This is a genomic window from Candidatus Tumulicola sp. (assembly GCA_035601835.1).
GTDB lineage: Bacteria > Vulcanimicrobiota > Vulcanimicrobiia > Eremiobacterales > Eremiobacteraceae > DATNNM01.
Genome location: DATNNM010000010.1, coordinates 19,510 through 36,155 on the forward strand (window position 1 = coordinate 19,510; position 16,646 = coordinate 36,155).

General features: G+C 64.5%; 18 protein-coding genes. 2 read left to right on the top strand and 16 right to left on the bottom strand.

Translation table 11 applies throughout. The features are described from left to right. Positions 1 to 5 precede the first annotated feature (5 nt). Positions 6 to 557, top strand: coding sequence for a DUF4760 domain-containing protein (locus VN934_04225; GenBank protein ID HXM17995.1), 552 nt, complete (start codon positions 6 to 8; stop codon positions 555 to 557). A gap of 36 nt (positions 558 to 593) precedes the next feature. Here the strand turns inward: VN934_04225 and sigH are convergent, their stop codons facing one another. The 12 genes from sigH to VN934_04285 form a co-directional block, all read right to left on the bottom strand. Continuing rightward, entirely contained in the window at positions 594 to 1,241 is a 648-nt protein-coding gene (gene sigH, locus VN934_04230; protein HXM17996.1) for an RNA polymerase sporulation sigma factor SigH, read from the bottom strand. A 110-nt stretch (positions 1,242 to 1,351) separates the two neighbouring features. Next, a complete protein-coding gene (rlmB, locus tag VN934_04235) occupies positions 1,352 to 2,110 on the bottom strand; it encodes a 23S rRNA (guanosine(2251)-2'-O)-methyltransferase RlmB (protein ID HXM17997.1) in 759 nt (252 codons plus the stop codon). Next, positions 2,097 to 3,542, bottom strand: a complete 1,446-nt coding sequence (gene cysS, locus VN934_04240) for a cysteine--tRNA ligase (GenBank protein HXM17998.1) — start codon at positions 3,540 to 3,542, stop codon at positions 2,097 to 2,099. The genes rlmB and cysS overlap by 14 nt, the downstream gene beginning before the upstream one ends. Next, positions 3,523 to 4,302: a serine O-acetyltransferase gene (gene cysE / locus VN934_04245; protein HXM17999.1), complete on the bottom strand. Its 780-nt coding sequence runs from the start codon at positions 4,300 to 4,302 to the stop codon at positions 3,523 to 3,525. The genes cysS and cysE overlap by 20 nt, the downstream gene beginning before the upstream one ends. Then, positions 4,209 to 5,708 (bottom strand): glutamate--tRNA ligase, encoded by a 1,500-nt coding sequence (gltX, locus tag VN934_04250; protein HXM18000.1) that lies wholly within the window; start codon positions 5,706 to 5,708, stop codon positions 4,209 to 4,211. Before gltX ends, cysE begins: the two co-directional genes overlap by 94 nt. Continuing rightward, positions 5,705 to 6,184: a 2-C-methyl-D-erythritol 2,4-cyclodiphosphate synthase gene (gene ispF, locus VN934_04255; GenBank protein ID HXM18001.1), complete on the bottom strand. Its 480-nt coding sequence runs from the start codon at positions 6,182 to 6,184 to the stop codon at positions 5,705 to 5,707. The genes gltX and ispF overlap by 4 nt, the downstream gene beginning before the upstream one ends. Next, complete coding sequence (ispD, locus tag VN934_04260) at positions 6,181 to 6,876, bottom strand: 2-C-methyl-D-erythritol 4-phosphate cytidylyltransferase (GenBank protein ID HXM18002.1); 696 nt, start codon at positions 6,874 to 6,876, stop codon at positions 6,181 to 6,183. Before ispD ends, ispF begins: the two co-directional genes overlap by 4 nt. A gap of 9 nt (positions 6,877 to 6,885) precedes the next feature. After that, positions 6,886 to 7,938 carry a PIN domain-containing protein gene (locus tag VN934_04265; GenBank protein ID HXM18003.1) on the bottom strand — a complete coding sequence of 351 codons (1,053 nt, stop codon included), beginning with the start codon at positions 7,936 to 7,938 and terminating at the stop codon, positions 6,886 to 6,888. Continuing rightward, positions 7,935 to 9,113, bottom strand: coding sequence for a radical SAM family heme chaperone HemW (hemW, locus tag VN934_04270; GenBank protein HXM18004.1), 1,179 nt, complete (start codon positions 9,111 to 9,113; stop codon positions 7,935 to 7,937). Before hemW ends, VN934_04265 begins: the two co-directional genes overlap by 4 nt. Positions 9,114 to 9,176: 63 nt before the next feature. After that, positions 9,177 to 10,019: a DegV family protein gene (locus VN934_04275; GenBank protein HXM18005.1), complete on the bottom strand. Its 843-nt coding sequence runs from the start codon at positions 10,017 to 10,019 to the stop codon at positions 9,177 to 9,179. Beyond that, on the bottom strand, positions 10,016 to 11,038 hold the full coding sequence (plsX, locus tag VN934_04280) for a phosphate acyltransferase PlsX (GenBank protein ID HXM18006.1): 1,023 nt from the start codon (positions 11,036 to 11,038) through the stop codon (positions 10,016 to 10,018). The genes VN934_04275 and plsX overlap by 4 nt, the downstream gene beginning before the upstream one ends. Further along, positions 11,028 to 12,644: a DAK2 domain-containing protein gene (locus tag VN934_04285; GenBank protein ID HXM18007.1), complete on the bottom strand. Its 1,617-nt coding sequence runs from the start codon at positions 12,642 to 12,644 to the stop codon at positions 11,028 to 11,030. Before VN934_04285 ends, plsX begins: the two co-directional genes overlap by 11 nt. Positions 12,645 to 12,717: 73 nt before the next feature. On the opposite strand from VN934_04285, the gene rpmB reads away from it, so the two are divergent. Further along, positions 12,718 to 12,909 (top strand): 50S ribosomal protein L28, encoded by a 192-nt coding sequence (rpmB, locus tag VN934_04290; protein ID HXM18008.1) that lies wholly within the window; start codon positions 12,718 to 12,720, stop codon positions 12,907 to 12,909. A 9-nt stretch (positions 12,910 to 12,918) separates the two neighbouring features. On the opposite strand, the gene thiL is transcribed toward rpmB, so the two are convergent. The 4 genes from thiL to VN934_04310 form a co-directional block, all read right to left on the bottom strand. Further along, entirely contained in the window at positions 12,919 to 13,941 is a 1,023-nt protein-coding gene (gene thiL, locus VN934_04295; protein HXM18009.1) for a thiamine-phosphate kinase, read from the bottom strand. Next, positions 13,929 to 14,618, bottom strand: coding sequence for a ribulose-phosphate 3-epimerase (rpe, locus tag VN934_04300; GenBank protein ID HXM18010.1), 690 nt, complete (start codon positions 14,616 to 14,618; stop codon positions 13,929 to 13,931). Before rpe ends, thiL begins: the two co-directional genes overlap by 13 nt. 135 nt (positions 14,619 to 14,753) lie before the next feature. Then, on the bottom strand, positions 14,754 to 15,881 hold the full coding sequence (locus VN934_04305) for a PASTA domain-containing protein (GenBank protein ID HXM18011.1): 1,128 nt from the start codon (positions 15,879 to 15,881) through the stop codon (positions 14,754 to 14,756). Then, complete coding sequence (locus VN934_04310; protein ID HXM18012.1) at positions 15,878 to 16,639, bottom strand: YebC/PmpR family DNA-binding transcriptional regulator; 762 nt, start codon at positions 16,637 to 16,639, stop codon at positions 15,878 to 15,880. The genes VN934_04305 and VN934_04310 overlap by 4 nt, the downstream gene beginning before the upstream one ends. Between the last annotated feature and the right edge of the window lie 7 nt (positions 16,640 to 16,646).

A 16,646-nucleotide genomic window follows, 5' to 3' on the forward strand; every position in this document is an offset into this window, starting at 1 on the left:
CGTGCGTGACGACCGAACCGGCAGGCATGTCGCTATCAGTCGAGCAGATCGTGCCGATCGGATCGCTTCTGATCGCTTTCGCCACCGTGGTCTTCACCACGATCATGCTGGCGCGGCAATCGCGGCAGATGGAGCACGAGCGCAACGCGCTGGCGATGCTGGAAGCCATCGACCGCCTCTCTTCTGTCCACGTCGTGACCGTCTTCGAACATCTCAAAGGTGTCGAGGCACGCTACCCGACCGACAAGGACATCGCCGAGAAGTTTGTCGGCTCAGAGGATGAGCGTGCGTTCTTCGTCGTGGGCCAATACGTCGAGACGATCGCCTGCTTGGCGCGCCGGCGCGTTCTCGACGCTTCGCTGCTCGTGGACGCCATCGGCTACATGCTGCGTTTCCGCTGGGCGACCATCGAGAAGTTCGTGGCGCATTGGCGGCGCTACAACAACAACGAATTTCTGTTTGAGAACTTCGAGTGGCTAGCGCGGTACAGCAATTGGTGGAAAGACACTCCCAGGCCGCGCGACCCGAATTACGACCCCAATCAGTTCAGCAAATGAAAAACTGAGGCGCCCTTGCGGGCGCCTCAGTCGATTCTAGTACAGCTCGACTTCGCTGAGATTCTTTTCGATCTTGCGCTTGACGCGCTGCAGCGCGTTGTCGATCGACTTCACGTGGCGATTCAGATCGCGCGCCATCTCTTGGTACGATTTGCCCTCGAGATAAGACAGCAGCACCTGCGACTCGAGGTCGCTAAGGTTCTCCTGAATCCGCTCCTTGATGTCTTCCGACACTTCCTGGTTGATGACCAGTTCTTCCGGATCCGACATCTTGGCGCTGGCCATGACGTCGAGCAGCGTGCGCTCGCTGTCCTCATCGTAGATCGGCTTGTTCAAGCTGATGTACTGGTTCAACGGGATGTGCTTCTGGCGCGTCGCGGTCTTGATGGCCGTGATGATTTGACGCGTGATGCACAGCTCGGCAAACGCTCGGAACGACGATAGCTTGTCTGCCCGGAAGTCGCGCACGGCCTTGTAGAGGCCGATCATGCCTTCCTGGATGATGTCTTCGCGATCAGCGCCGATGAGAAAGTAGCTCTTGGCCTTGATGCGGACGAAGTTCTTATATTTGTTGAGCAGGAACTCCATGGCGAGATTGTCGCCACACTTCGCTGCATTGACGAGTTCTTCGTCCGCTCGCTCGCTATAATCCAGTGTATCTTCCGCTTGGCGGAGTGCTCCCAAAGTTTTTTCCTTGACCCCCGATTTTTGAGTATTACGCACCCTTAATGTCCCTACCGATTATAGGGTCCGTCCCTCATTTCGTCAAGGATTACCGGGACAATAGGGGTGTGCTATGTCGTAGCGGCCGTTTTGGAACGCTGACGCACTACCTCGTATAATACCACAGCCCCAGCGGATGCTGCGTTGAGCGACGCCACGCGTCCCAAAACCGGGATCCGGACCAAGCGGTCGCAGCGCTCGGCCACCAGCCGCGAGAGCCCCTTGCCCTCGGAACCGACCACCAGGGTGCACTTCCCTAGATAGTCGGCTAGGGTATAGGGAACGGCAGTCGGCAGAGTGGCCAAGCCGACGACCCAGTGGCCGTCTTCTTTGAGGTCTTCCAACGCTCGGACCAGGTTCGGCACGCGCGCGATCGGCAGGTGCGAAGCCGCTCCGGCAGCCGCCCTTCTCGCGGCCGCCGTGACGCCCGCGCCGCGCCGCTCGGGGATCACGACTGCTTGCGCCCCGGCGCATTCGGCATTGCGCACGAGCGCGCCGAGATTGTGGGGATCTTCGATGTGGTCGAGCGCCAGCACGAGCGCGCTCTCGTTTTTGCGCAGCGCGTCGCGAGTCGCGCGCCAGTCGGCGTAACGGAACGCCGGCAGCAGCGCCGCCACGTGCTGATGCCTGGCGTTTTGGAAGCGCGCGAACCAGCGCTCGTCTTCGATCGCGATCTCGATCTTATTCCGCTTTGCGGCGGCGACGATCTCGGCCAGCGCCTTGTCATGTTGCCGATGCGACGCGATGATGATCTTGCGCACTCGCTCGCCCGCCGCGAGCGCCTCCGCTACCGCATGCACGCCGACGATGACTTCGTCATCGCCCGGCATCAAACGACCATTCGGAGCCTGCCGGCGTGTCCTTCACCGAGATGCCCGCCCGGCTCAACGCATTGCGCAGCGCATCGGATTGCGCGAAGTTCTTGGAGGCGCGCGCGACGTTGCGCAGCGCGATGACGCGCTCGATCAGCGCGGTGTCGCTGGAAACGGCGTCACCCGCGATCTTGCGCAGCATCGCCCTGGCCTCGTCGCTGAGATGCGCGACGGCGGATTTGCGCTCGAGATCTGCTTCCGCAGCGCTGCGCGGCAAGCCGAGGATATCGAGGCAGCGCTGGACGACGCCGAGGATGCTTGCATCGCCTTTGCGGCGCGCATCGCGCACTTGGGTCTGCAGCCACGCGACCGCGCCGCCGGTGTTGAGGTCGTCGTCGAGAAATGCGTCGAAGTCTTCCGGGGCTAAAGCCCCGGCACTACGAACGTGGCTGGGAGTGGGTAACTTTCGCAGATCGTCCAGCTCCTGATACAGCCCATGCAAGCCTTTGGCCGCGGCGTCGATCGCCTCTTCGGTGAAGTTGGTGGGCTTGCGGTATCCGGTCTGCAGGAACAGGTAGCGGACCGCGGCCGTCGAGTGCCGTTCGAGCAGCTCGGTGAGCGGGATGAAGTTGTTCAGCGACTTGCTCATCTTCTGCCCGTCGACCATCAACAGGCCCGCATGCATCCAGATGTTCGCCATCGGGTGTTTGCCGGTGAAGCATTCGGTCTGCGCGACTTCGTTCTCGTGGTGCGGGAATATCAGATCGGCCGCGCCCCCGTGAATGTCGATTTGATCGCCAAGGTAACGGCGCGCCATCGCTGAGCACTCGACGTGCCACCCCGGGCGGCCCTCGCCCCACGGACTCGGCCAGGTGGGCTCGCCCGGCTTGGCCTTCTTCCACAAGGCGAAGTCGAGCGGACTGCGTTTGTCCTCGCGCACTTCCATGCGCACCCCGGCGCGCAGGTCTTCGATCTTCTGCCCGCTCAGCTCGCCGTAGTGCGGATCGGATTCCACGGAGAAATAGACGCCGTCGCCCGACTCGTACGCCGCGCCGCGCGCGATCAATCCGGCGATGACCTCCACGATCGCGGGGATCTCCCGCGTCGCTCTGGGCTCGACGTCAGGCGGCTTCAGGCCGAGCCGCTTCGCGCAAGCCTCGTATTCGCCGAAGAAGCGGTTCACCACCGCGTCCCAACTGGTGCCGTCCTTGCGCGCGCGATCGATGATCTTGTCGTCGATATCGGTGACGTTCTGCACGTACGTGACGGCGAGACCCTTGGCGCTCAGGTGCCGGCGCAGCACGTCGAAAGTCAGAAAGGTGCGCGCGTGGCCCAGGTGCGGATTGGATGAAGGCGTCATCCCGCACACGTAGATGCCGACCAAGCCCTGGACCAGCGGCTTGAGCTCGTCGAGCTTGCGGGTCAGACTGTTATAGAGTCGGAGTGCCATTGCGCTGTTCGAGTTGGCGAACCTGCGCTTCGAGCGCCTCGATGCGGCCGCTCATCGCGGCCAGCGTTTCGACCAGCGGGTCGGGCATGTCCACTTGCGGGATGAGGGGTTCGGGATGCGCGCCGTCTTTCACGCAGCGCCCGGGCACGCCGACGACGGTGCAATCGGGCGGCACGGACTTGACGACCACTGCGCCGGCCGCGATCTTCGAGCGCGCGCCGATGACGATCGCTCCGATGACCTTCGCGCCTGCGCCGACCACGACGTCGTCTTCCAGCGTCGGGTGCCGTTTTTCACGCCGCAGGCTCGTGCCGCCGAGCGTGACGCCCTGATACAGCGTGCAGTTGCGGCCGACTTCCGCGGTTTCACCAATGACGACGCCCATGCCGTGATCGATGAAGAGGCCGCTGCCGAGCTCCGCGCCCGGGTGGATCTCGACGCCGGTGAGGAAGCGCACCCAGTGCGAGAACAAGCGCGGGATGACGGGCACGCCCCAGCGCTGCAGCGGGTGGATGAAACGGTGCGCGACGACGGCGTGGAAACCCGGATAGCAGAGCAGCACTTCGAGCCAGTTGCGCGCCGCCGGATCGCGCTCGAAGCACGCGTGCCAATCTTGACGGATCTGGTGGAAGATGGATTCTCTGGACATTGCGGCGTGCTGTGTTGTTATGACAGCGGCCCCTTGCTCGCCTCTTGCGTCTGCGCGAGCGCGTTGCGGATGCGCGCGGCGAGGCGGCGTGGCCCGAGCAGGGGCAATAATAGGGCAAGTTCGATGCCGTGCTCCCGACCCGTCGCGGCGATGCGGATGGGCCGATACAGCGCGCGCCCCTTGAGATCGTGCTTCGCGCCGAGCAGCGCCAGCGCGTCTTTGCTCGTGCTGGCGGCCAGCGCGGTGCGATCCGCGCATTTCTCTGCGGTTTCTGCAAGTTCGGCCACGAGCGAGCGCGCTGCTGCGCCGGTCAGCGCATCCTGTGCGCTGTCTTCGATGACGATTTGGTCGGTGAGCAGTTCGGCTGCAAGCCGCGGAACCTCACCGAGCACTTCCACGTGGTCGCTGAGCGCGTCGACGAGCAGCCCGCGCCACGCTTCGTCTTTGAAATCGGACGCAGCGGCGACCTTCTCGTCCTGCGCGGCCCACTGCGCAAAAAGCTCGCTGCGCTTCTCCTTTGGTAACGCGCGCAGGTAGTGCGCGTTGAACCAGCGCAGCTTCGCGTGATCGAAGACCGCGGGGCTTTTGGCCACGCGATCGAGCGAGAACGCTGCGGTCAATTCCTCGAGCGTGAAAAATTCGCGATCGTTGCCCGGCGCCCAGCCCAGCAATGCGAGATAGTTGAGCAGCGCCGGCGCAAGATAGCCGCTCTCTCGATATTCCGCCACCGAAGTCGCCCCGTGACGTTTCGAGAGCTTCGTATGATCCGGCGCCAGGATCATGGAGACGTGTGCGAACAGCGGCAGCGGCAGCTCGAGCGCTTCGTACAAGGCGACTTGGCGCGGTGTGTTGGGAAGATGCTCGTCGCCCCGGATGACGTGACTGATGGCCATATCGCTGTCGTCGACGACCGCGGCGAAATTGTACGTCGGCCCGCCTTCTGACTTCATGATGACAAAATCGCCGATCGAACCCGCTGGGAAATGCACTGACCCGCGCACGAGATCTTCGACGAACACGTCGCGCTCGGGCATCGTGAACCGGATGGCTCCCTTGCGTCCTTCCGCCTCGCGCGCGCTGCGCTGCGAAGGCGTGAGATCGCGGCACTTGCCGGAGTATCTGGGCGCCTTGCCGGCTTGTTCGGCCGCCTTGCGTTCCGCCTCGAGTTCCTCGGGCGTGCAGTAGCACGGATACGCGGCGCCGATCTCCAGCAGGCGCGCGGCGGCAAGACCGTAGCGATCCCCGCGCTCCGTCTGACGATAAGGCCCGAACGATCCGCCCACGTCCGTGCCTTCATCCCAGTCGAGCCCCAGCCAGTGCAGGTCGTCCTGGATGATCTTCTCCGATTCGCCGGAGGAGCGCGCATAATCCGTGTCCTCCGAACGCAGGATCATGCTGCCGCCGTGCTTGCGCGCGAAGAGATAATTGAAGAGAGCGGTGTGGGCGCCGCCGACATGCAGCGTGCCCGTCGGCGCAGGCGCAAAGCGCACGCGCACGGAGGCCGTCCTCTGCTTCATCTCTTCGTCGTCTCGATGGCGGCGATGACGCAGGCCGCGATGCCGGCGCCTTCGCCGGTGAATCCGAGGCCTTCGGTGTGCTTCGCCTTCGCGCTGCACCGTGACACGTCGATCTCGAGCGCTGCGGCGAGCGCCGTGCGCATGCCGTCTAAGTGGGGCGCCAGCGAGGGGGCCTCAGCCAGGATCGTGCAATCGATATTGGCGACGCCGTAGCCCGCGCCGCGCAGCAACCCGACGGCTTTGCGCAAGAGCTGCATGCTGTCTGCCCCGGCGTAGCGCGAATCGCCCGCGGGAAAATGCGTGCCGCAATCGCCGAGCGCGGCGGCGCCGAGGATCGCGTCGATGGTGGCGTGCGCGACCACGTCCGCGTCCGAGAAGCCTTCGAGGCCGCGTTCGAATGGAATGCGGCAGCCGCCCAGAATCAGCGGGCGCCCGGCAACCAAACGGTGCGCGTCAAACCCGAAACCGACTCTCAACGACGCGTTGCCAGCAGACGTTCGGCGATGCGCGCCGCGACCTCCAAGTCATCGGGCGTGGTGATCTTGAGGTTCTCGTACGAGCTTTCGATCAGGGCGATGGGCGTGCTCTGGTAGCGCTCGACCAGCGCGGCGTCGTCGGTCGCTTCGAAACCGTCCGCCTGCGCGAGCCGGTGCGCCTCGAGCAGCGTCGCGTACGAGAAGACCTGCGGCGTTTGCGCCGCCCACAGGCGCTCGCGCGGCACGGTGCCTTCCACCGTGTCTTTGTCGGTGGCGAGCTTGATCGTGTCCTTTACCGGCACGGCGGCGATCGCCGCGCCCACGCGCGCGGCCGCGCTGATGACTCGACCGGTGAGCGCGGAGTCGATGAACGGTCGCGCGCCGTCTTGCACCAGCACGTAGTCGCAGGTCGCCGGCACGGCGCGCAGCGCTACGTGGACTGAATCCTGGCGTCTCGGGCCGCCGCGCACGATCGAGCGGACTTTGCCGGCCCCGAAGCGCTCGGCGAGTTCATCGAATTCGGTCCGCTCGTCGTTCTCACAAGCGATGACGATGCCTGACACTTCAGGCGTGTCCGCCAGACTCTCGAGCGCCCATGCGACGACGGGCTTGCCGGCAAGGTCAAGCAGCTGTTTGCGCCGGCCGAATCGATCGCCGCGACCCGCGGCCGCGAGAATCGCAAAAACGTTCAAGAGCGCCCCTTACGTCTTCTTCAGGCGCGCGAAGATCATGCGCCCGGCCGCGGTCTGCAGCACCGACGTGACATGCACGCCGACGGTTTCGCCGATGAGGCGCCGGCCGTTTTCGACCACGATCATCGTACCGTCGTCGAGATAGCCCACGCCCTGGCTTTGTTCCTTGCCGTCCTTGACGATATTTACCGACATCTCCTCACCAGGCAGCACCACCGGCTTCACCGCGTTCGCCAATTCGTTGACGTTGAGAATCTGGACCCCCTGCAATTTCGCCACGCGATTGAGATTATAGTCATTGGTCAGGATCGGCGCGCCCATCTGCTGCGCGAGGCTGACGAGCTTGCTGTCGACGTCGCGTTCGGGAGAATCTTTCTCGAGGATCTCAAGGCGCCCGGAGATGTCACGCAGCCGATTGAGGATCTCGAGGCCGCGCCGGCCGCGCGCTCTGCGCATGGCGTCCGCCGAATCCGCGATCGTCTGCAGTTCCTTCAAAACGAACTTGGGCACGAGCAGCCTGCCTTCTACGAATCCGGCCTCGACGATCTCCAGGATGCGCCCGTCGACGATGACTGACGTGTCCAGCAGTTTCGGCGGTGCTTCTCCGCCTCCGCCCTTGGCTAAAGTGACGAGGCGCTGGCGAAGGCCGACGCGCAGTCCCGTGTATCCGAAGAACAGCGTGATCAGCGAGTAGATGACGATGGAGACGATCGGGCCATAGCGGGGCAGTTGGCGCACCGGTAAGAAAATGTCGCGGATCAAGAAGGCGACCACGAGCCCGGTGATGAGGCCGACCGCGCCCGAGAGCGCTTCGTTGGCCGAGAGGCCCGCGATCTTCTCTTCGAACTGCGATTGCGTGCGGTCGAAGAGCCTGTAGAGCATCGGCGAGATGAGCACGCCGACTGCGAAGCCCAGCAACGGCAGGCCGATGTCGCGCACGCGCGCCATGACGCCCGTTTCCTCGGCGAGGAGCGGCGCGTGCAAAGAAGCTTCAACACCCGCGGCGACGCCGAGGAGGCCGAAGAGCAGCGCAAAGATGATGCGTAAGACCGTTTTGCTCAAAGTCCGGCAGGGGCCGGGAAGAAAGGATGTAAGAATTCCGTGCACACGCTGTTGGCCAGCAACCGACCGCGTGGCGTAAGCCTAGCCCCCGAACCGTCCACTTCGAGCAAGCCTGCTTCACAGCATTTTTTTCGCGCCGCGGCAAATATCAGTGGCGGATCCACTCCGAAGCGGTCCCGGAAGTCCTGGTCCACGATGCCTTCGGCGGTGCGCAAGGCCAACATGGCCGCCTCGCCGACGCGTTCTGGCCAAGCCAGGGTTTCCGTGTCCTCTGTCGCGCTTTGACCTGCCTCGATCGCCGCGCAGTACGCCTCGTAGGAGCGGGCGTTGCGCGTGCGCGCGCCGTCGCGGTATCCGCAAGCGGACATACCGAGCGCAAGGCAGTCTCTTTGCCGCCAGTAACCGATATTGTGCGCGCACTCGAAACCCGGCTTGGCGAAATTCGAGAGCTCGTAGTGCTCTAGCCCGGCGGCGGTCAACAGGTCGTGTGCGTTTTCGAGTTGTTCGGCCATCGCATCGTCGTCGGGAAAGGCTTTGGAATCTTTTTGAAACCAGGTCGCATAGGGCGTGCCTTGCTCGATGGTCAGTGCATAGACCGATACGTGGCCGGGTTCGCAGCTCAGCGCTCTTCGCAGGGTGCGACGAAAATTGTCGGCGCTTTGACCAGGCACACCGGCGATGAGATCGAGGCCGATGTTGTCATGTCCGGCTCGTCGCGCTTCTTTTATATAGCGTTCGGCCTCGGCGGCGCTATGGGTCCGCCCGAGCCGGTGCAACTCCTGGTCTTCAAAGGATTGCACGCCCACCGACAGCCGCGTGATTCCGGCCTCGCGGTAGGCTGACAGATCGACGCTATTTCTCGATGGATTCGCTTCTAGGGTGCATTCGATGCTGCCCGGCGCGAGACCAAAGCGTTGGAACAGCGCTGCCAGGAGCGTGTTGATCTGCTCCGCCGACAGCGCGGACGGCGTACCGCCGCCCAAGTAGATCGTCTGAACCCCGCCGGGCGGAATGTCCGCTCGCTCGAGTTCGGCATGCAGCGCGTTCAGATATCGCAGCACCCGTTCGGCTTTGAACTCGACGACTGCGAAGTCGCAGTATGGACAAATGCGATCGCAAAACGGCAGGTGCACGTAGCACCCTGCGCCTTTGTCGCTGGTATCCCAATGTGGCATGTACGGTAATGGTTCGATGCACGGACCTAAAGGTCCGTGGCTACGTTCGTTTTCGTTTTTACATTACGGGGTGAAGAAAACGCCCACGGCGCCGGGGCCGGCGTGCGTTCCCACCGTGGGGCCTGCGTTGCAGATGATGAGGAACACCGGATCGACCCGCTCGCGCACGCGCTGTGCGACCGACTCCGCCAACTCAGGCGCAACGGTGTGCATGATCGCGCAGCGCGCGCTCCCTTTCTTGGGCGCAGCGGCCACCGTGAGATCCACCACTTTGTCGACCGCGCGCGCAAACGTGCGCACCTTCGAGTGCTCGGCGACTAGCCCGTTTGCCAGCGTGATGATGGGGACGATTTTGAGCACGTTGCCGAGCAGGCCTTGCATCTGACCGATGCGCCCGCCGCGCGCCAGAAACGTCAGCGTCGGGATGGCTGCATATAAATGAAGGTTCTCGATGTCGCTGTGCACCGCCGCCAAGATCTGTTCGAGCGACTCGCCGCGCGACGCCCGGTCTCGCGCGTTGAGCACGAGCAGCCCGAGGCCTGACGCGACCCAGCGCGTGTCCACGACCGTGATGCGCGCGGGATCGACCTGCGTGGCGGCGATGACTGCCGAGTTGTACGTGCCCGAGAGCGCAGATGAGAGATGAAGCGAGAGCACGTGCTCGGCGCCGGCAGCGAGCAGGCGTTCGTAGGTTTGCGCGAAGAGCCCCGGCGGCGGTTGAGCGGTGATGGGATGATTCGGGTTCTTGCTTAGCTTCGAATAGAATTGGTCGGGTGTCAGGTCGACGCCGTCTTGGAACTGCTCGGATCCGAAGGTGACGGAAAGCGGAACGACGGCGATATCGTCACCGGCGAGCGCGCCGAGGTCGGCGGTCGAGTCGGTGACGATGGCGATCTTCGAGCTCACGAAGAGGCTTGCGCGGATGCCGGGGGTTCGAGCATGCGCGCGATAGACCCGACAAGATCCTGCCGCACGGCGCGCAGGGCCATGCGCACCGCGCTGTGCACGGTGTGGGCATCGGCGCGTCCGTGCCCGACGATGCAAATGCCGCGCACGCCGAGCACCGGCGCGCCGCCGTGCTCGCGGTGGTCCATGCGCTTGCGCACCGCGCGGAACTGCGGGCGCAGCAACGCGGCACCGATCTTGGCGCGCGTCGATTTCTGGATCGCCTCCCGCAGCAAGGTGAAAATGTACTCGCTGGTCCCTTCCGCGGTCTTCAGCGCGACGTTGCCCACGAAGCCGTCGCACACGACGACATCGGCCTCGCCGAGCAAGAGATCGCGGCCCTCGACGTTGCCGATGAAGTTGATCGGCGCGGCGGCCAACAGCGGAAACGCCTCGAACGTCAGGGCGTTGCCCTTGGTCTCTTCTTCTCCCACGGACAACAAGCCGACCTTGGGATCCGCAACGCCCAATACCGCGCGCGAGTACGCCGTGCCCATCAGCGCGAATTGCACGAGCCATTCGGGCTTGCAGTCCACGTTGGCGCCTGCGTCGACGAGCAGCATCGGACCGCGGATGGCGGGCCAAGCGGTCGCGAAGCCGGGCCGCGCGATGCCAGGCAGCGTGCGCAAACGTATCTGCGCCGTGGCCAAAAACGCGCCGCTGTTGCCCGCGGAGTACGCTGCGTGCGCGAGGCCCTCGCGTACGAGGTCGACCGTCTTCCCCATCGACGTTTCTGCGCCGCGGCGCACCGCCGCGGTCGGCGCTTCGTCCATGGCGACCACGCCCGGCGCGTGGACGGTCGAAACGTTGAGCGGATTGCCCTCGCGCTGCAGCAGCGGCTTCACGCGCGCTTCGTCGCCGACGAGCAAGATGCGGCAGCCGAACGATTTGGCAGCCGCGCAGGCGCCGGCGACTATTTCTTCCGGAGCGCGATCGCCGCCGAGCGCGTCGATGGCGATGATGACGTCTTTATCGTTCAACGGCGATCACATAATCCGATGAGGTTTGGCCGCCATAGTAGGCCTCGACAGTCGCATCCGGGTACGATTCGCGCAGCGCTGCGACGACGCCCTCCGCATCTTTGTGTTTGCGTGCGATGCCGTAGTACAGCGAGATCAATGACGCATCCGACGCACCGGCATCGCGCACCAGCGCGACTGCTATGCCTGCGGCGTTGCGCCCCTCAACAAGCCGCTCCGAGGTGCCGTCGCGCGCTTCGATGGCGCCGACCAGCTGACCCCGCTTGACCGCCACGCCGCCGATCGCAGCTTCGCGGCCGGCGGAGAAAATCGAACCGCTTGCCACGACCGATGACTCGGCGAGCAGCGCCTCTGACGTAACCGTGGCGTCATCGGGGTGATTGACGAGACCGAACATCGCGGCGATGCCGTCGGCGACCGTTTTTGTCGGCACGACGACAACGCGGCGTTCGGTGAGCGCGTCGATCTCTTTTGCGGCAAGGATGATGTTCTTGTCGTTAGGCAGCAGATAGACGACCGGCGCGAGCACCTTGTTGACCGCCACGAGCAGGTCTTTGACGGAAGGATTCATCGTGGCGCCGCCCACCACGACCACGTCTGCGCCAAGCTCCTTGAAGATCTTAGCGAAGCCCTCGCCCGGCGCCACCGCCACGATGCCGCGCGGCTTTGACTCGCGGTCCACTACGAGCACATTGTGCTGCTCTTCCATGTTGTCAACTTTGTAGCGCTGCACGTCCCCGAACTCGCGAGCCATATCCGCGACCTTATCGGGGTAATCGGTGTGGATATGCACGCGGATGGTGCCGTCGCCGCCGGCGACGATGAGAGAATCGCCGTGGGGCACGAGCATCGTGCGCATGGCGTCGGCGTCGGTCGTGGCTTTGGCGAGCACGAATTCGGTGCAGAAGCGATGCGTCTCGACCTTCTGCTTCGTGGTGAACGTCGTGCGGCGCACGGGGCGGCGCGGAAACGCGGTCGTGTAGGGAGCGCGACCCGGCAGCATGCGGATCACGCCTTCCATGAAATACACGAAGCCTTGGCCGCCGGCGTCCACCACGTTTGCTTCTTTGAGCACGGCAAGTTGATCGGGCGTTCTTTCCAGCGCCTCGTTGGCGGCACCGACCACGGCATGCAGGAGTGAGAAAAAATCGGGATCGCCGACCGCGTTCTTGAAGGCGGCGTTCGCGGCTGCGCCGGCAACGGAGAGGATCGTGCCTTCCACCGGCTTGAGCAGCGCTTTGCGCGCGGCTTGCACGGCTTCATTCATCGCGGTCGCGAGTTCGCGCGTGTTGATCGCGTCGCGGTGGCGCACTTCGTAGGCGAAGCCGCGGAACATCTGGGAGATGATGACGCCGGAATTGCCGCGCGCGCCCATGAGCGAGCCCTGCGCGGCGGCCGCGGCGACTTCAGAGAGGGGCTTCGTGCGCACCTTTCGCGCTTCGACCATCGCCGCGCGCACCGTGAAGAACATGTTGGTGCCCGTGTCGCCGTCGGGCACAGGGAAGACATTGAGATCGTTGATCACGGACCGGTACTTGCGCAGAAAATACGTGCCGGCAACCACAAAATCGGCGAACGTCTTTCCGTCGCAGCGGGTTATCTCCACCAGTTTGTTGACCCCATAACGGCGTTATGGTACGATAGCGCGGTCATTCTTGTTACTCGGAGAGGAACCCCTCATGGCCAAGCGATGCGATATTTGCGGCAAAGGGCCGGCGGCGGGCAACAACGTGAGCCACTCGATGCGCAAAACGCGCCGTCGCTGGCTGCCGAACCTGCAATCCGTGCGCGTGAAGCAAGCGGGATCGGTGAAGACCATGAAGGTCTGCACGACCTGCTTGAAATCGAACAGAGTCACCCGCGCCGCGTAATTTTTGGATCTAGAGTTTTTTAAAGTGATCGTAGCCGCCGCGCGGTAGCGGCTCGCGACGATCGCCGTCCAGCAGCCACACGTTTCCGGCGCCGCTCTCGAATCGTCCAACCGCGCAAAGCGGCCGGCCGAACTTCGCTTCGAACGAGCGCGCGACGTGCGGATATGCGCGCGTTTCCACCGCGACCAGCAATTCGTAGTCATCGCCGCCGTCGAGCGTGAGCGAACGCGCGTCAACGCCTGCGGCGCGTGCCGCCTCCGCGACCGCAGGATGCACCGACAGCGACGCGGCATCGACATGCGCATCGAGCGCCGATGCGCGCGCCATTCTCGCGACGTCGGTCGACAAGCCGTCGGAGATGTCCATCATCGCGTGCACCGCGCGGCGCGATCCCAAGAAACGTCCCTCGCGCAAGCGCGGCTCCGGCGTGAAGTAAGCGCGCATCAAGAGCGCGCGGCTCTCCGCCCGCAGCGTGTCGGTTTTTCGCGCATCCGATACGCGCAGCGCCGCTGCAGCCAGCCCTAACGGCCCCGTGACAACGATGACGTCGCCGGCGCGTGCGCCCGCCCGGGTGCGCAGATTGCTGCGCCGCACTTCTCCGACGATCGTCGGGGCGATCGTCAGCACCGGCGCGCGCACGATATCGCCGCCCGCGATGGCGCATCCGGTTCGTCTGCCCAGCCCCGCCATGCCCGTGTAGAATTCGCGCGCCCATGCCTCATCGACATCGGCCGTGATGCCGAGAGCGATCACCGCGACGCAGGGCCGGCCGCCCATCGCGGCGATGTCCGAAAGATTCTCGGCTAACGCTTTGTGACCGAGCGCCTGCGGTGAAGTCTCGTGTAGTCGGAAGTGCACGCCGTCCACCAACATGTCGGTCGTGACGAGCGAAAGATGGCTTGCCTTTGTCTTCCACACCGCGGCGTCGTCGCCGATCCCCACGCGCAGCGATCGCGGAGACTCGCCCAACGCGCCGGCGATCGCCGCCACGAGGTCGTCTTCGGTTAGAGCCTCGCGCTTTAGCGCGCGCATGCCTCGCGCACCCGGCCGATCGTCTGGTCGGGCGCCGGCGTGCCGAAAATGCCCGCCCCCATGACGACCGTATCGGCGCCGGCTTTGGCGACGGCCGCCACGTTGTTGAGCGTGATGCCGCCGTCGACTTCCAATTCGACTGAGAGGCCGCGCTTGTCGATCATGCTGCGCGCCGCAGCGATCTTCGCCGTCGAAGATTCGATGTAGCTCTGGCCGCCGAAGCCCGGGTTGACGCTCATGATGAGCAGCAGGTCGACGTAGGGCAAAATCTCTTCGAGGACGTTGAGCGGCGTCGCCGGATTGATCGACAGCCCGGCACGTGCGCCGGACTCTTTGATGTGATGCATCAAGCGGTTTGCGTGCACCGTGGCTTCCCAGTGGACCGTGATGATGTCTGCGCCGGCGGCCCGGAAATCGTCGACGTAGCGTTCGGGTTCGACGATCATCAGATGGGCGTCGAAGGTCAGGCGGGTGAGTTTGCGCAGATCTTTGATGATCTTCGGGCCCCATGTGATGTTGGGGACGAAGCGGCCATCCATCACGTCGAGATGGAGATAGTCGGCTCCGCCGCGTTCAACCAGCGCGATCTGCTCGCGAATGTTCGCGAAGTCTGCGGACAGCAGCGACGGTGCGACTTTTAGGCGCCGATCAGGCTGCCCGTCGCGAGCGGTGGTCATGAGGGAGGGTTCTCGGCGCGATTGCGCGTTTCCTCAAGACGCCCGAGCTAGCGCTCGGGACGGTACACCCGAACTTCGTTCGGGTCGCTACATTCATCCGGGGCTAAAGCCCCGGCACTACATTTGCGCTGTGGATCAAATCGGGGTGGAGTTCACCAGTTCGCCGTTCACGTAGGTCTCGACCGTGCCTGCGCCGGTGACGGTGACGTCGAACGACAACGTGAACCCGCCCGTCGTCATCTGATCGTACAGGTCGCGCGAGCCCGATGCGTCTTGCAACACCACTTTCACGCGCTTCGATTTGGCCGAACCCGGCAGCTGAACGGCGATGCGCAGGGTTCGCGCCTCGTTCGGTGAGGGCAGCGCGCTGGTCGGCGAGGGGCTTGGGGTGGGCGTCGGCGTCGGCGTTTGTTCTGGAATCGCGGTCGGCTCCGGCGACGGCGTTTCCGTGGGCCTCGGCGTCGGCGTGGCCGGCGGGCCCTTGCTCACCTGCAACGCGATGCGCTCTCCGGGGATGAGCGGCTGTCCGGGCAGCGGCTGCTGCGCCACGATGGTATCCTTGGGCCTCGCGCCTGGCGTGATCGGCAAGTAGGTCGGTGGATCGATGGTGAGATGGTACTCGTGCGCAATGGATTTCACGAAGGTCAACGACAGACCCACGAAGTTCGGCACGTACGATCCCTCTCGCCCCGTCGCGATCGTCACGTCCACCTTCGTGCCGATGGGAACCACCGTGAACGGGTCGGGCCGCTGCGACGTCACCGTGCCGGCGATCACGCTCGTGCTGTGCTCTTGCGTAGCCGTGCCGAGCTGCAGGCGCGCGTTCGCCAACTCGACGCGCGCGTCGCGCAGGGATAAGTTGCTGAGGTTCGGCGTGGCGATCGTCGTCGGTCCGTCGGAAACGATCACGTCGATCGCGCGGCCCTCGCGCACGCGCACGCCCGCGGCGGGGAACTGGCCGAGGACCGCACCCTTGAGGGCTTTGTCATCGTTATGGTGCGCCACGACGCGCAAGCTGACGTGGGCCCGCTCGGCGACCGACCCCGCCTCGTCGAATTGCAAGCCGACGAACTTGGGCACTTCGACCGGGTTGCCGGAGGGTTCGAGCCAATGAAATGCCGCCCAGACGACCCACACGACGACCACGATGAGCAGCACGACCGCCGCGGGAAGAGCGTAGAGGCCCAGCCGGCTCTCGCGGCGCGGCGGCAGCGCGAAGGCCTCGACGCGCTTCTGGCGTCGCGGTTTGTCAGAATCGCTCACGCCAGCGCTTCGAGCACGGCATCGGGGATATCGGCGTTGGAGTACACGTGCGTCACGTCGTCATGCTCCTCCAGCGCGTCCAGGAATTTCAATACGGCCGGGGCGTCTTCGCGCGTGACGTCCGCTTGCGTCTTCGCGACCAGTTCGAGCCCGGCTGATTCGACCGCGAGATGCCGCGGCCCGAGCAAGGTCCGCTCGATCATCGCGCGCACGTCGCTTAGCGCGGGCGGTTCGGTCACGATCTCCGCGCTCTGATCCTCGAGCTTGACGTCGAGCACCCCGTCCGCCACCGCGCATTCGAGCAACTGATCCTCGGTGATGCCTGCGCGGGGGATGCGGATTACGCCGCGCTGCTCGAAGAGCCATCCGACCGAGCCTGTTTCGCCGAGGTTGCCGCCGTTGCGCGAAAACGCGTAGCGCATCTCGGAGGCGGTGCGGTTGCGGTTGTCGGTGACCGCCTCGACGATCACCGCTACGCCACGCGGGCCATAGCCCTCGTAGCGGACCTCTTCGAAACTCTCGCTTTTGCCCTCGCCGCTCGCCCGCGCGATGGCTCGCTTGATGTTGTCCATCGGCATGTTGTTGTCGCGCGCTTTAGCGACCGCCATCTTCAAGCGGAAGTTGGCCTCAGGATCGGGCGAACCGGCGCGCGCCGCCACGATGATCTCCTTGCTGAGCTTCGTGAAGAGCTGGCCGCGCTGCGCGTCCACCTTGCCCTTCTTCAGCCGGATGTTGTGCCACTTGGAATGTCCGGACATGACGCCT